Genomic DNA, 13579 nt, shown 5'->3' with positions numbered 1-13579 from the left:
TCGACTTGCATGTATTAGGCACGCCGCCAGCGTTCGTCCTGAGCCAGGATCAAACTCTCCATAAAGATCTCCCCAAAAAGTGAAGCGAACCTCCGAAGAGAATTCCGATTACTTTCCGGGGGCCCCATAAGGGTTCAGACAATTGCTTGTCCTATATCTGAAAGCTGAAATGCTCAATTGACTTGCTAGCGAGATTTTACAATCTCTTTTTTGAACGATTGCTCGTTCGTGCTTACTCACTCGTTGTTCAGTTTTCAAAGATCAATTTCTTTCGTCCACTGCCGTGTTACCGAAGCAGCGAGAAGTAATATACCACAGCTCGTTCATCAATTGCAAGCACTTTTTTTCTCGTCAATTTCTGTCGGTGTCTGTCGGAAAAACCATATTACCATACGTTACACTTGGAAGGCAAATCCATTCAATGTTCATGGTGTTTGCTGCTTCAAAAGCAACGAGGACTAATGTAACATGCTCAGCAACCAATTACAAGCCCTTTGGAAATGTTCCATTATTGCCACTGTTTTGAATCTTCCTACATACACATATAAATAAGTAAAGTTCCTTCTTAGGCACCTTCCTATCGTTTCGATATTCTATTCTCATCATCGCAGCTAATCGTTTTTACTTTCCACTCTTTATTGAAGCTTCATATCCAGAAGTGATTTGCGAACCGCTCGAAGCTCTACTTTTATATAAAGAAAGCACCTCTTTACCAGAATTACAGCTCTAGTAAAAGGATGCCCGAATTTAGCAGATTATAAAGTTACATTCATCGCGTCGATTGAAAAAATTCAATGCGCTCTCCGTCCAAACCATTAAAGAAAAAGTATCTCGAGCCGTTCGGGAGCTCAGTTATTTCTGTATCCAATTGCTCAACGTTCAATCCTTGTATTCTAGTATATTCAACTTCAATATCATCCACAGCAAAAGCTAAGTGATGAACTTTGCCTTCTTGCGGCAAGTTTCCATTATAACCTTCGATCAATTCTACTTCCGTTTCATTCAACTGTTCAAAACCCAGAAAGCCAAGTCGAATCACACCGTTCGTATGAAGCAGCGTACCTTTGTGCTTGAGACCGATAACTTCCTCATAGAAACGAATGGATGCTTCCAAGTTTGCTACCATGACGCCGACATGCTCCAATTTCAAAACTGCCATTTGATAGAACCTCCCCAATTCAACTCCTTCTATTGTAACGAAAAGAGCGACTGAGGGCTAGTTCATGAAATTAAGAGATACAAATCGTCTCCATCTCTCCGTCCAGCGAATAGAGCGTTACTTCCTTGCTTGTGATATTAACCAAACCGAGATCATCAAACACTTTTTTCACCTGAGCATTCGATAAATGCTTTTTGATCGTTTCAACGGCCGCATGGATATAATCCTGATAAACCGACTCAAAAAACATAAGAACTTCTTTTCCTTCAACAATCATCGTCGTGTGCATCATGCCAGCAACACCCCCACTTTAGATAGTTCAATTGTATATTTGGGAAACAAGGAAAGTGTGAAGATGGTATTAGTTATTTGTTAGGTTGCAAAATTTCACTTTGATGTTGAGCTGGGTGTATACTAAAAGAAAGAGGTTCCGATTGGAGGGTATCAGACATGAGATTACTAAAGCTTCTTCAGATCTACGAAGTGGATGGGTTTACCCCGAAACATCGTTCAGAACGATTCGATTTTGATCAGATTCAAGGGCAGACTTTCTGTGAGATGAACCCTACCGAGGTTGGTTCCCCTATGATGCTATCCGCAATCAACCGTTATATCCCTTTCAAAACAACAAGAGTTCAAGCGATAGATCGTGACGGAATGGATTTCCGAGTGCTTACACGCAACACGATTTATCATTTTGAAGTTCATATGGACCGCAAAGCCAATTAGCCTCTTGGAAGGTGAACGGCTTTTTTTGTGCATGCTGCTAATCATAATTTCTTTACTTCTCAAAAACTATCAATCTCCTATATACTAGTAGATGGACTAATTAACCTACGTTCTATTAATGAAGGGGGACTCTTTACACTTATGAAAAAAACATTGACCACTCGACTCACTGCTCTCGCTCTTGTTACGGTTCTAACCAGCTCTTTTGCTGGCAGCTTGGCTTTCGCAGAATCCGCAGTGCCGAACGCACCCGTAGCGATGAAATCGGACATGCGCCTTGCCATTGAAGGCGGAGCCATCGAAGGCTACGGAGATACCGACTATCGCGGTGCAAATGAGGCCACACGTGCTGAAGTTGTTACCATGATCAATCGTGCCGCCAAGTTAGCGAATGCCAATCCTGGCACAGCAACGTTCTCCGATTTGGCCAATTGGCAAAAACAAGCTGTCGCGAATGCGGTTGCAGCTAAGTTGATCAGCGGCTTTGCGGATGGAACGTTTCACCCGAATGCCTCTGTTACACGTCAAGAACTCGCTGAGTTGATCGTGAAAGTCGTCACAGGCGGTCAATTGCCTAAAGTGAATGAGAATGTACTGAACTACTTCAAAGATTCCTCTTCTATTGCCAAAGAATCTCGCCCTTATGTTGCTTATGCTGTTATCAGCGGAATTTTCTCCCCGACTCTCGACGGAAATTTCAATCCTACAGCGGCTGTAACGCGCGATGAAGTAGCCAAAGCACTTAAACCTATCCTTTTTAAAGTGGTTGATATTTTATCTACGAATGATATTCACGGTAAAATCGAAGTTGGCTTTGACAAAAAACGAAATCAAGAGCAAGGCGGCATCGAAACTTTAGGTGGAATCGTCAGCGATTTCCGCGCTGTAAATCCCAAAGGCACAGTCGTTGTTGACGGCGGTGACGCTTGGCAAGGTACTCTCATTTCCAATACAACTAATGGTCAATCCGTCATGGATACGATGGCTCAAGTGCAGTATGATGCAGCGGCGATTGGTAACCACGAGTTTGATTTTGGGCGCGACGTCTTAATTAACAATATTAAAAATGCCAAGTTCCCTATCCTCGGTGCCAATATCATCGACGACAAAACAGGCAAACGCGTTGATTGGACAGAGCCTTATGTCATCGTTGAAAAAGACGGACTTAAAATCGGGATTATCGGCTTCGCAACGCCGCAAACTACGACAACAACCAAATCAACCAATATTGAGGGTCTCTCTTTTGTAAATCCGGTACCATTAGCCAAAAAACTGTCCGATGAGCTTCGCGCTAAAGGTGTGGATATCATCATGGTCACTTCCCATCTGCCAGGCGAGCAAAACCAAAAATCGCAAGAAATCATCAGCGAGCTTGCTGATCTTGCCAACGGAACAGGCAATGGCACACTTGACGCAATTGTTGGCGGTCACTCTCACCTGCGCGTTTCCGGTATCGTGAATGGAATTCCTGTCGTCGAAGCTCAGAGCTGGCTTTATGCGGTAGGTCATATTCAATTGTTCGTTGATAAAACAACCAAGCAAGTTGTTTCATCAAATGCTAGCTTACTAGAAACCTATACGAACCTAACAACTGCTGATGCCAAAATTCATCAAACGGTTGAAGACTATAAAGCCAAAATTTCAACAAAATCCAATGAAGTAGAAGCCGTAGTTTCGGAACCGATGAGCCGGAAGTCCTTCCGTTTTGCAGCCAATGGCGGCGTTGAACGCGATGGTACAACACAATTAGGCAACAGCATCACAGATGCAATGCGTGCTTCTGAGAAATCGGACATAGCCTTCACGAATATTGGCGGCGTTCGCGCTGATTTGGATAAAGGTGATCTGACGTACGGTAAAATGTTCGAGGTGTTCCCTTTCGGTAATTACAACGTTACTGGCACAATGACGGCTGAGCAAATTAAAAAGGCTTTGGAAGTAACCGACAAGTATTCCAACCTTCCTGCGATTCAATTCTCCGGCTTGAAAGTGGAGTGGGACAGCACGAAGCCGCTAGGTGAAAAATATTCTAAAATCACCTTGGTTGATGGCACACCTATCTATGTGGACGGCAAGTTCAATAAAGATCGCACCTTCAAGGTAACAACCAACGATTTCATGGCTACAGGCAGTGGTGATGGATTTACCGTATTTGGTGAAGTGAAGGATTGGAAAGACGGCGCTGTGATGCTGGATGCTTGGGTTAAATATGCGAATACGCTGAAAACAGCCGGCAAACAAATGTCAGTACAGGACGATGGCCGAGATATTCGTTTGGATTTGAAAAAGTAATAGCTAGGACACTCAGTTAGAAAAAACTCAAACAGCGCGTACTGAGATTTCATTGGTGCGTGCTGTTCTTTTTTATGTAGGAATATCAATTTTTACTTTACTACTTTACCAAGTTAATGTATTATTTAACTAAAGTAATTATCTATGAAGGAGTGATTGCTATGAACAATCGAACTATGGAAACTATCCGTCCTCGCAGCGTGTTAAGTGAGATGAAGCCATACTCCCCCGGCAAGCCGATTTGGGAAGTTCAACGGGAATTAGGGATCGAGAAGGTCATTAAGCTGGCTTCCAACGAGAACCCCTTAGGTCCATCTCCTTTGGCAGTCTCGGCCATCCAATCTTATGTATCCGATATCCACCGCTACCCTGACGCAGATACCGTTGACCTTAGAGCAGCTATTGCCAAGAAATACGACTTCACTGCCGATCAAGTCCTTGTGACTAATGGTGCAGATGAACTAATTACACTCATTTCTGAAACCTTTTTGGAGCCAGGGGATGAAATCGTTGTGCCGTCCCCTACATTCAGCGAATATGAATTCGGGGCGAATCTGATGGGTGCCCGCGTCGTGGAAGTCCCTCTTCGTGAAAATTATAGCTACGAGATCCAGGACATTCTCGCTGCTGTCAACGAAAAAACAAAGCTGCTGTACATTTGCTCGCCCAACAATCCTACGGGTACATATATGAAGAAACAGGATTTGCACCAACTGATGGATCAGCTCCCATCTCAGGTACTGGTCATATTCGATGGGGCTTACAGCCACTTTGTAACAACAGACGATTATTGCGATGGACTCGAGCTTGTGCGTTCAGGCTATCCGATTATCGTTACTCAGACATTCTCCAAAATTTATGGATTAGCAGGCATCCGTGTGGGGTACGGCATTGCAGCTCCTGCCATTCTGCAGCATATTCGCCAGGTGAAGGAACCTTTTAATGTGAATGCCTTAGCTCAAGTTGGGGCTGCGGCTGCCATTTTGGATGATGCACATGTGGAAGCGACCCGCAGCATGAATGCTGCCGGCAGAGAACAATTATATGAAGGCTTAGAGCTGCTGGGAATCGGTTTCACCCGCAGTATGAGCAACTTTGTCTTAATAGAGCTTGGACCAGATGCGAAATCCATCTACGACCAATTGATGCGCAAAGGCATTATTGTTCGTTATGGCGCTGGCTGGAATCTTCCCCTTCACGTGCGTATCTCCATTGGAACGGCTGAGGAACAAAACGCCTTCCTCACGGCACTCCGTGAAGTGCTGGATGCAGGTTCAGCTCGCAGCATATAACTCCAACAAGATTCCGTTCATGTTGATGTGATAAAAACCTAAGAGGGGGCTGTCCCCCTAAGCCATGTTTAGTGATTCGACCCCCCTGACTGTAAAAACCTGCGAATGTACAGGAATTTTCGAGCGAATTAGGTTAAAAAGTGAAGATGCCTGCAATTGTGCAGGTATTTTCATTTTATCCAGCCTCTAGTCCATAATTAGCCTCAAAAGCATGCACTATCGCAGGAATTTCATGATTTGGACTATTCCAAGCTTAGAAAAGATGCACAATTGCAGGTTTATCAAATGGGACTGGAGCAGCGCGACATTTCTTCATCGCCCTCCAAATGAAAATCAAGCCGCACCACTTTCTACAGAATATGTCAAAATATGCAGACCACCATTTGTTTGAGCATTGTAAAATATGCTACAATGCTAACAATTGTAATCTTTTGGAGGTACATTATGCTGAAGGAATTTAAAGAATTTGCATTCAAAGGCAATATGCTTGATTTAGCAGTTGGGGTTATTATTGGGGGAGCTTTCGGGAAAGTCATTACTTCAATTGTCAATGATTTGGTTATGCCGCTCGTAGGACTGTTGATTGGTAAAGTGAAGTTTAATGATTTATTTATTTCATTGAACGGCAAGCACTTCGACACACTTAAGGCTGCTGCCGATGCAGGTGCACCTACCTTTAATTATGGTCAATTTATTTCGACGTTTTTGGACTTTTTAATTGTTGCTTTTGTTATCTTCCTTGTAGTTAAGCAGTTGGGTAAATTCCGTAAAAAAGAAGTGCAAAAAGAAAAGGTCGTTACGACCAAATCGTGTCCGCACTGCTTGTCCGAAATTCCGGCTCAAGCCACGCGCTGCAAGTTCTGTACCTCGGAGCTGTCGTCCGGCCCTAGCGTATCCGGCAGCATCCAGTAACGATAAAAAGCCCGAATCGGCGTTTACGATTCGGGCTTTTTCGTGCGCAGATCGGCGATTTCGCCCTGCGCAAAGGCATTGCTATGCAGCAGCTCGAGCAGCTGCTGCGCGGCAGCTTCCGGCGAGATCAGCTCGCCGCTTTCGTGCAACCCCACAAAGCGGTCCACTTGTGGGAAGTCCTCTTCCGATGCAGCGCGAATTTCCCGCTGCATATCGGTGTCCACCACCCCCGGTGCGATCGCGTAAGCCTCCACCGGGTAGGGCTGGTTCAGCTGCTCGGCGCCGATACAGCGCGTCAGCATATCCAGCCCGGCCTTGGCGGTGCAATACGCCCCCCAGCCGGGGTAGGGCTTCTTCCCCGCGCCCGAGGAAATGTTAACGACCCGCTTCACGATCGGCAGCGCCTGCGTCTGCCGAATGAAGCTGTTCGTCAAGACCGCGGGCGCGACAAGATTGACCTGCAAGCTGCGCTGCAGGTCGTCATCGCCAGCTCGGCCGATCGACGTCATCGGCTCGAGCTGGCCCGCATTATTGATGAGGGTGATAGCATCCGCTCCATCTATGTTCTGCAGGATTCGCTCCAGCAGCGAATCCAAGCCTTCGGTGTGCGCCAAATCGCAAGCGTGGAAGGTGAGTTCACCTTCCGCGCGCAGCGCCTCTTGGCGCAAGCTCTCGTTCTCGCTGCGGGAAATGCAGTGAACCGCGGCGCCCTGCTGCAAGAGCTGCCGCGTCAGCGCAGCTCCGAGGCCTTTGGAACCGCCAGTTATAATATATACAACCATGGAGAAACCTCATTTCATCATCATCATCATAAGCGAGCTTGCGCCGCTTCCGTTTATATGGTGCTCTGAGTATTTTACCACATCTCTATTCGATACGAGATCACTCTAACTTGCCATGTCGTCGGGCTTCCCGCTATATGGAAATTAAAGCTTCACCCGTTGCAGCCGCAGGGCATTCAGCACTACAGAAACCGAACTGAGGGCCATCGCTGCCCCAGCTACCCACGGCGCTAACAATCCAAGCGCTGCAATGGGAATTCCGAGTGCATTGTAGCCAAGCGCCCAAAATAGATTTTGCTTAATGTTGGCCATCGTTTTGCGGCTCATGTACATGGCATCCGCAATACTTGTCAGCTCTCCGCGCATTAGCGTCACATCAGCTGCTTCCATCGCAATGTCCGTACCAGTGCCGATCGCAATCCCGACATCTGCTGTCGCCAAAGCAGGCGCATCATTGATCCCGTCGCCGACCATCGCTACGATTTTGCCTGCTTCTTGGAGCTTCTTCACTTCTGCTGCTTTACCTTCGGGAAGAACTTCTGCCAGAACATGATCAATGCCTACTTGCTTAGCAATGGCATGCGCTGTACGCTCATTGTCACCGGTCATCATGATCACTTGAATACCCATTTGTTTCAACTGAGCGATCGCTTCTTTCGAGCTGTCTTTAATTGTATCCGCGACGGCTACGATCCCTACATACTCCCGATCAACGGCAACAAGCATAGCCGTCTTTCCTTCCGATTCCAGATTTGTCATCGTCGTTTCCGCGATCCCATACGAAATAGCCTCACGCTGCAAAAGCTTGCGCGTCCCGACATGAACTTCCTTGCCCTCTACAACGGCTCGAATGCCGTAACCGGGAATCGCTTCAAACTGCTCCGTCTTCGTCAATTGGATTCCTTTGGCCACAATTCCCGCAACAATCGCTTCTGCAAGCGGATGCTCTGATTGTTTTTCGGCAGTGGCAATCAAGCTAAGCGTGGCATTCACATCTATGCTTTCAATAAGAACATCGGTAAGCTCCGGTTTTCCTTTGGTCACTGTCCCTGTTTTATCAAGGACAATCGTTTGTACCTTTTGCATGGATTCCAAATGCTCGCCGCCCTTAAACAGAACGCCAAGCTCCGCCGCACGTCCCGATCCAGCCATAATCGATGTAGGCGTGGCAAGACCCAAAGCACATGGACAAGCAATGACAAGGACCGCAATAGCCTTCTCCAAAGCCGTTGCAAACTCACCTGGAGCTGCCCAGATAAACCAGATGACAAAGGTTATAACAGCAAGCCCGACAACGATAGGGACAAAAATACCCGAAATCACATCGGCGATACGCTGTATCGGCGCTTTGGAGCCTTGCGCATCTTCGACAACTTTAATGATTTGGGCCAGCGCTGTTTCTCTGCCTACACGCTTCGCTTTCATCTTCAAGCTGCCGTTTTTATTGATGGTTGCCCCAATGACAGTATCACCGGCCTTTTTCTCGACAGGAATACTCTCTCCGGTTAGCATAGATTCATCAACAACAGACAAGCCCTCTACAACTTCACCATCGACGGGGATCTTTTCACCTGGCTTGACCAGAACGATATCCCCAACAACAACCTCTTCCACAGGTATCGACATCTCCTGCTCGTTTCGAATAACGATTGCCGTTTTGGCTTGAAGCCCCATTAATTTCTTGATCGCCTCCGAGGTTCTCCCCTTGGCAAGCAGCTCAAATAATTTCCCCAAAATAATTAATGTAATCAGAATTGCGCTCGTTTCGTAATACATATCAGGGGCATGGCGATGAATATCTTCCGAAGCTGCCCATTCCAGCGTCAAAAACAAGCTGTAAAAGTACGCGGCTGATGTTCCAAGAGAGACAAGCACATCCATATTGGCGCTTTTATTCCGAAGTGCTTTATATGCTGACACATAGAATTGACGACCGATAATAAACTGCACCGGAGTCGCGAGGACGAGCTGCATCCAAGGATTCATAAAAACCTCCGGCACGTAAATCCACGATGTGAATGAAAAATGGCCTACCATCGCCCACAAAAGCGGGAAGGAAAGGATTGCTGATACGATCAACTGCAGCTTCTTGCGGTGAATCTCTTTTTGTTTATAATCGCCCTCCGTCTGATCTTCCTCTTTGCGAATAGCCTTGTAGCCAAGCTGATCGACCTTTTTAACCATCTCTTCAACAGAAATTTCGGCCGGGCTATACTCCACATGAGCCGTTTCCAAAGCCAAATTCACTGTAGCTGCGCTAATACCCGGCATTTTATTTAAGCCCTTCTCAATACGAGCAGCACATGCCGCACACGTCATGCCTTCAATATTGAAATCGACGGCATCTTTTACAGTACCATAGCCCAGGTCCTGAATTTTCCCTTCCATGTCAGCTACCTTAATGCGACCCGGATCGTAGGTGATAGAAGCCTTCTCAAGCGCAAAATTCACATTGACTTCGGCCACGCCTTCTAATCTTTTCAAACCTTTCTCTATCCTGTTCGCGCAAGCTGCGCATGTCATACCTGTAATTTGCAGATTCGCTTGCTGATCGCGTTGATTATCCATATCCAGCCTCCTGCTCCAAATACCCCTTGGGGGTATATTTACTTCAAAAAAAATAGGTGTTACAGGGGGAGCCGTCTGAGCGGCTCCACAATCTTACTTCGCGACATCATAGCCTTGCTCTTCAATTGCTTCCTTGATAGCGTCCACTGAAACTTTGGCCTCATCAAAGTCTACTGTCACAGAGCCGCCGCTCAAATCTACTTTCCCCAGAGCCCCAAGCTTCTTAACTGCGCCTTCAACGGAATTTACACAATGACCGCAGGACATGCCTGCCACTTTCAAAGTAACGGTTTGCATAATCAATCTCTCCTTTATTATTTCATTAATTTATTAATCGTAATCATGAGTTCCTTAATAACCTCATTATCGCCTTCTTGAATGCGTTCGATCACACAGCTGTTCATATGATGCTCAAGAAGCAGCTTCCCCACACCGTTTAATGCCGATTGAATTGCAGCGATTTGGTTTAGCACATCATCACAATACGTATCCTTCTCAATCAGACCCTTCACTCCGCGAATCTGCCCTTCAATGCGATTGAGTCGGGATACCAGATTGCTTTTTGTTTTATCGGAATGATGACTTTTGCGGTCACTGCCAGTATGACAGCTATCCTCATTTAGTTGCTGTTTATCAAGTTGTTCCATGATTCAGTACCTCCTCACATTTCAAATATACCATACCCCCATACCCTATATCAAGCCCTAATTTTACATACTTAGATCTTTTGGAAACGGAGCCAGTTGTAAAAGATACACCGATGCACGGCAGGTCGTAGTAGAGATCTTCTAAAACAATGTCGTCTCAAAAAAGACTGCCATAAAATGAATGGCAGCCTCATTATGAAAACTCATTTATAAACTTACCCCCAAGCTGCTAATCTCATTCTCCATTTCCCGTCTTAGCAGCAGCTTATCGGCCTCATCCAGAAACGCCGCATCGACTCCATTCATGATCAGCTTCACGAGCTCAGGTGCGGTAAAGCCAAAACGGTCAGAAAGCACACGATATTCGTTCGTTATATCTGTTCCGGATACACTCGGATTATCCGTATTAATCGTGACGAGCAAACCTTGCTCTAAGTATTCGCGAATCGGATAGGCCTCCCAACTGGAAACGGCTTTTGTTTGGATATTGCTTATGGGGCACATTTCAAGCGGGATGCGGCGTTCTTTGACCATCTCCAAAATGCTTCTATTCTCCTTCAATCTCACACCATGTCCAATGCGCACAGCACCAAGATTCGTGACGGCTTCATACACATTAACCGCTCCGGCAGCCTCCCCTGCATGAATTGTAACTGGAATTCCGAGCCTTGTAGATTCAGCAAATACTTCGCGGAAAAATTCCGGCGGATACGCGGCCTCATCTCCAGCCAAGTCGACGGCAACTACGCCTTTGCCCACAAATTGAGCAGCCGCTTCAATCACTTCGAGGTTGCTTTGGCAGGAATGGTTTCGCATGCAAATGGCGATAACCCCGCCTCGCACGCCAAAATCCCTTTGTCCTCGCTTCATTCCTTCTACGACATGATGAATCGTTTCCTCAACCGTCAAGCCGTTGTTCCGATGCAATTGCGGGGCAAAACGCACCTCCACATATTTGCAATTATGTTCAGCAGATTGCTGCACAACCTCATAAGCGATCCGTTCCAAAGCTTCGCCAGATTGCATGATTCGCGTTGTGAAATGAAATTTGCTTAAGTATTCAATCAAACTGCCGCATTCCTCACCCACACGCATATGGGGAATTAAACCTTCTCTATCATAAACGGGAAGATCAATGCCTTGATGCAGGGCAAGCTCCAGAAGCGTTTCCGGCTTCACACTCCCATCCAAGTGCAAATGAAGATCAACTTTTGGCAGCCGCGATAACAAATCAAACGTCCGATGATGTGCCATCATCCATCATTCCCTTCCTTTATTTTGGTATGAACTACTAGCTTTATTCGATATGCCGCGAGAAAGAATTTTACTTACTTTAAAACAATGTAATGTATATGTCAATATATATGACAAATTAATTCATTTAATTAATATATGTGTAAGGTTTGATGACGTGATGACAAAATAAAAAATCCACAACAGGATTATCCCCGCGTGGACCTGAAACAACCATTATTAATCATTTTGTTGCGCTTCCTTGCGCTGCATAACTTTTAACGCTTCCTTCACACTCAAAGGTGAAAGTTCATTCTCTGCGACAAATGCCTTCACAGCAGCGGCATCCGTTTTGGAGTATTCGCGCAGCGCCCAACCGATTGCTTTGCGGATGAAGAACTCCTTCGAATCCGCCAATTGCCGGATGATGCTGAACAACAATGCCACATCGGTGCGCTGCTTATATTTCAACTGAAACAAAATGGCCGTTCGCTGCAGCCACATATTTCCTGAAGCCAACCATTTCTCAACATAGGCTGGTATTTGTTCCGGGTATTTCTGCAGATGGTATCCGATCAAATGATCCGCGATGGTATCAACAGAATCCCACCAGGATTGTGTAATTACCATTCGTTCCAGCACCTCGATTCGTTCAGGTCCGGATTCTTTGCGCAGCTGTGTTAGCAGCAGAATGGCTGTATAAGCGAATTCCCGTTCCGGCAGTGCCCACAGCTCCTCGGCGGCTTTCACGCCTTCTGCGCCTTTCGGAAAGCCGTGTTCTTTCCAGAACTGCTTCGTTAGAGCCACGCGCTGGGGATTTCGAATACCCAGAAATGGAAACTGGTCTCGCATATAAGCTGCCATAACCTCCGCATCCGCCACGCTGCTATGTGCCCGCAGCCAAGCCTCCAGCTTGTCCGTATAAAGTGATGCCATAGGTAGATTTGCCTCCTTTATCATCTCATCCATGTCTCGCTTTATTGTAGCAATTCCTTCATGATTCGGGTATGCTTATAGCAGAATTTGTAGATAGACTACTCATCGGATCGGAGAGGAATATATGACTTACCAATTAGTTGCAGCTGATTTAGACGACACCCTATTGCGGGATGATCTGACGATTTCACAAGAAACGATCGATGCGATGCATCAAGCGGTTGCCCAAGGCGTAACGGTTACGATTGCCACAGGACGAAGCTTTCCTTCCGCAGCCAAAATTGCCAATCAAATCGGCCTTAATGTACCGATCATCACTTACCAAGGTGCCCTGATCAAAAACCTTCTGGATGAGGAAGTGCTCTACGAGCGCACGGTTCCTGTGGAAAGCGCCCGCTTCCTGCTTGATTTTTGCGAAAAGAGAAACCTTCATCTTCAACTCTATCATGGCGATCAGCTTTATGCTGGTGAAGATAACGATAAAATCAAAAACTATGTTCGTCTGTCCAAAACGCCTTATATCATAGGCGACCTGCGTCAATGGATCGACATTCCTCAGCCGAAAATGCTGATCGTGGATAAACCTGAAATTTGCGACCAACTCCGTGAGGAACTGCTTCCTTTGCTCGGCGATCAATTGCACATCACGAAATCCAAGCCGCACTATTTGGAATTCATGCATAAAGAAGGCACGAAGGGTCATGCAATTACCTTCCTTGCCGAGCATATCGGCTGTTCCTTAGAGGACGTTATTGCGCTGGGGGATGCATGGAATGATCGCGAAATGCTCGAAGTCGCAGGGCTTGGCGTAGCGATGGATAACGCTTTGCCGGAGCTGAAAGCTTTAGCGAATTACGTGACCAAAAGCAATAACGAGGATGGCGTGCGTCACGTCATTGAAAAGTTTATTCTGAACGTTTAAATGTCAAAAAACCAACCGATTCAAGCGGCCTGATGAACGTGCCGCCAGAATCGGTTTTTTTAGTTGCAAACGGCTGTTTTTTTGGACATAACCTGGCCCTCCGGCTT

Annotated in this window: 13 protein-coding genes and 1 rRNA gene; 5 read left to right on the top strand and 9 right to left on the bottom strand. The window is 46.2% G+C overall.

The window, feature by feature from the left end; genetic code table 11:
• The 3 genes from BC351_RS33925 to BC351_RS33915 form a co-directional block, all read right to left on the bottom strand.
• A 16S ribosomal RNA gene (locus BC351_RS33925) occupies positions 1 to 65 on the bottom strand; the annotation flags it as partial.
• A 704-nt stretch (positions 66 to 769) separates the two neighbouring features.
• Positions 770 to 1159, bottom strand: a complete 390-nt coding sequence (locus BC351_RS33920) for a VOC family protein (RefSeq protein WP_079419438.1) — start codon at positions 1157 to 1159, stop codon at positions 770 to 772.
• A 70-nt stretch (positions 1160 to 1229) separates the two neighbouring features.
• Positions 1230 to 1451 (bottom strand): hypothetical protein, encoded by a 222-nt coding sequence (locus BC351_RS33915; protein ID WP_079419436.1) that lies wholly within the window; start codon positions 1449 to 1451, stop codon positions 1230 to 1232.
• 158 nt (positions 1452 to 1609) lie between these two features.
• On the opposite strand from BC351_RS33915, the gene BC351_RS33910 reads away from it, so the two are divergent.
• The 4 genes from BC351_RS33910 to mscL all read left to right on the top strand — a co-directional run bounded on the left by BC351_RS33910 (position 1610) and on the right by mscL (position 6384).
• Entirely contained in the window at positions 1610 to 1888 is a 279-nt protein-coding gene (locus BC351_RS33910) for a hypothetical protein (RefSeq protein WP_079419434.1), read from the top strand.
• Between the two features lie 141 nt (positions 1889 to 2029).
• The gene (locus BC351_RS33905) at positions 2030 to 4180 is read left to right on the top strand and encodes a 5'-nucleotidase C-terminal domain-containing protein (protein ID WP_079419432.1); all 2151 of its coding nucleotides are present in this window, start codon (positions 2030 to 2032) and stop codon (positions 4178 to 4180) included.
• A gap of 161 nt (positions 4181 to 4341) precedes the next feature.
• Complete coding sequence (hisC, locus tag BC351_RS33900) at positions 4342 to 5472, top strand: histidinol-phosphate transaminase (RefSeq protein ID WP_079419430.1); 1131 nt, start codon at positions 4342 to 4344, stop codon at positions 5470 to 5472.
• A gap of 444 nt (positions 5473 to 5916) precedes the next feature.
• Positions 5917 to 6384: a large conductance mechanosensitive channel protein MscL gene (gene mscL / locus BC351_RS33895; RefSeq protein ID WP_079419428.1), complete on the top strand. Its 468-nt coding sequence runs from the start codon at positions 5917 to 5919 to the stop codon at positions 6382 to 6384.
• Positions 6385 to 6407: 23 nt separating this feature from the next.
• Here mscL and BC351_RS33890 read toward each other — a convergent pair whose 3' ends face one another.
• From BC351_RS33890 to BC351_RS33865, 6 genes are all read right to left on the bottom strand, one after another.
• On the bottom strand, positions 6408 to 7166 hold the full coding sequence (locus BC351_RS33890; protein ID WP_079419426.1) for a (S)-benzoin forming benzil reductase: 759 nt from the start codon (positions 7164 to 7166) through the stop codon (positions 6408 to 6410).
• 144 nt (positions 7167 to 7310) lie between these two features.
• Complete coding sequence (locus BC351_RS33885; RefSeq protein ID WP_079419424.1) at positions 7311 to 9734, bottom strand: heavy metal translocating P-type ATPase; 2424 nt, start codon at positions 9732 to 9734, stop codon at positions 7311 to 7313.
• Between the two features lie 93 nt (positions 9735 to 9827).
• Positions 9828 to 10031, bottom strand: coding sequence for a copper ion binding protein (locus BC351_RS33880; RefSeq protein WP_079419422.1), 204 nt, complete (start codon positions 10029 to 10031; stop codon positions 9828 to 9830).
• 17 nt (positions 10032 to 10048) lie between these two features.
• Positions 10049 to 10381, bottom strand: coding sequence for a metal-sensitive transcriptional regulator (locus tag BC351_RS33875; RefSeq protein ID WP_079419420.1), 333 nt, complete (start codon positions 10379 to 10381; stop codon positions 10049 to 10051).
• A 207-nt stretch (positions 10382 to 10588) separates the two neighbouring features.
• Entirely contained in the window at positions 10589 to 11638 is a 1050-nt protein-coding gene (gene add / locus BC351_RS33870; protein ID WP_079419418.1) for an adenosine deaminase, read from the bottom strand.
• A gap of 216 nt (positions 11639 to 11854) precedes the next feature.
• On the bottom strand, positions 11855 to 12550 hold the full coding sequence (locus BC351_RS33865) for a DNA alkylation repair protein (protein WP_079419416.1): 696 nt from the start codon (positions 12548 to 12550) through the stop codon (positions 11855 to 11857).
• A gap of 124 nt (positions 12551 to 12674) precedes the next feature.
• Here BC351_RS33865 and BC351_RS33860 point away from each other — a divergent pair, with 124 nt between their 5' ends.
• Positions 12675 to 13472 carry a Cof-type HAD-IIB family hydrolase gene (locus tag BC351_RS33860; protein WP_079419414.1) on the top strand — a complete coding sequence of 266 codons (798 nt, stop codon included), beginning with the start codon at positions 12675 to 12677 and terminating at the stop codon, positions 13470 to 13472.
• Positions 13473 to 13579: the final 107 nt, after the last annotated feature.

The organism is Paenibacillus ferrarius (genome assembly GCF_002027705.1).
Taxonomy (GTDB): Bacteria; Bacillota; Bacilli; order Paenibacillales; family NBRC-103111; genus Paenibacillus_E; species Paenibacillus_E ferrarius.
The sequence above is the reverse complement of the archived record's forward strand: the minus strand, read 5'-3'. Positions and strand labels throughout refer to the sequence as shown.

What these genes read in the sequence shown, in the direction of transcription:
- BC351_RS33920 (WP_079419438.1), bottom strand. Translation starts at nt 1,159, where the DNA reads ATGGCAGTTTTGAAATTGGAGCATGTCGGCGTCATGGTAGCAAACTTG.
- BC351_RS33915 (WP_079419436.1), bottom strand. Translation starts at nt 1,451, where the DNA reads ATGATGCACACGACGATGATTGTTGAAGGAAAAGAAGTTCTTATGTTT.
- BC351_RS33910 (WP_079419434.1), top strand. Translation starts at nt 1,610, where the DNA reads ATGAGATTACTAAAGCTTCTTCAGATCTACGAAGTGGATGGGTTTACC.
- BC351_RS33905 (WP_079419432.1), top strand. Translation starts at nt 2,030, where the DNA reads ATGAAAAAAACATTGACCACTCGACTCACTGCTCTCGCTCTTGTTACG.
- hisC (WP_079419430.1), top strand. Translation starts at nt 4,342, where the DNA reads ATGAACAATCGAACTATGGAAACTATCCGTCCTCGCAGCGTGTTAAGT.
- mscL (WP_079419428.1), top strand. Translation starts at nt 5,917, where the DNA reads ATGCTGAAGGAATTTAAAGAATTTGCATTCAAAGGCAATATGCTTGAT.
- BC351_RS33890 (WP_079419426.1), bottom strand. Translation starts at nt 7,166, where the DNA reads ATGGTTGTATATATTATAACTGGCGGTTCCAAAGGCCTCGGAGCTGCG.
- BC351_RS33885 (WP_079419424.1), bottom strand. Translation starts at nt 9,734, where the DNA reads ATGGATAATCAACGCGATCAGCAAGCGAATCTGCAAATTACAGGTATG.
- BC351_RS33880 (WP_079419422.1), bottom strand. Translation starts at nt 10,031, where the DNA reads ATGCAAACCGTTACTTTGAAAGTGGCAGGCATGTCCTGCGGTCATTGT.
- BC351_RS33875 (WP_079419420.1), bottom strand. Translation starts at nt 10,381, where the DNA reads ATGGAACAACTTGATAAACAGCAACTAAATGAGGATAGCTGTCATACT.
- add (WP_079419418.1), bottom strand. Translation starts at nt 11,638, where the DNA reads ATGATGGCACATCATCGGACGTTTGATTTGTTATCGCGGCTGCCAAAA.
- BC351_RS33865 (WP_079419416.1), bottom strand. Translation starts at nt 12,550, where the DNA reads ATGGCATCACTTTATACGGACAAGCTGGAGGCTTGGCTGCGGGCACAT.
- BC351_RS33860 (WP_079419414.1), top strand. Translation starts at nt 12,675, where the DNA reads ATGACTTACCAATTAGTTGCAGCTGATTTAGACGACACCCTATTGCGG.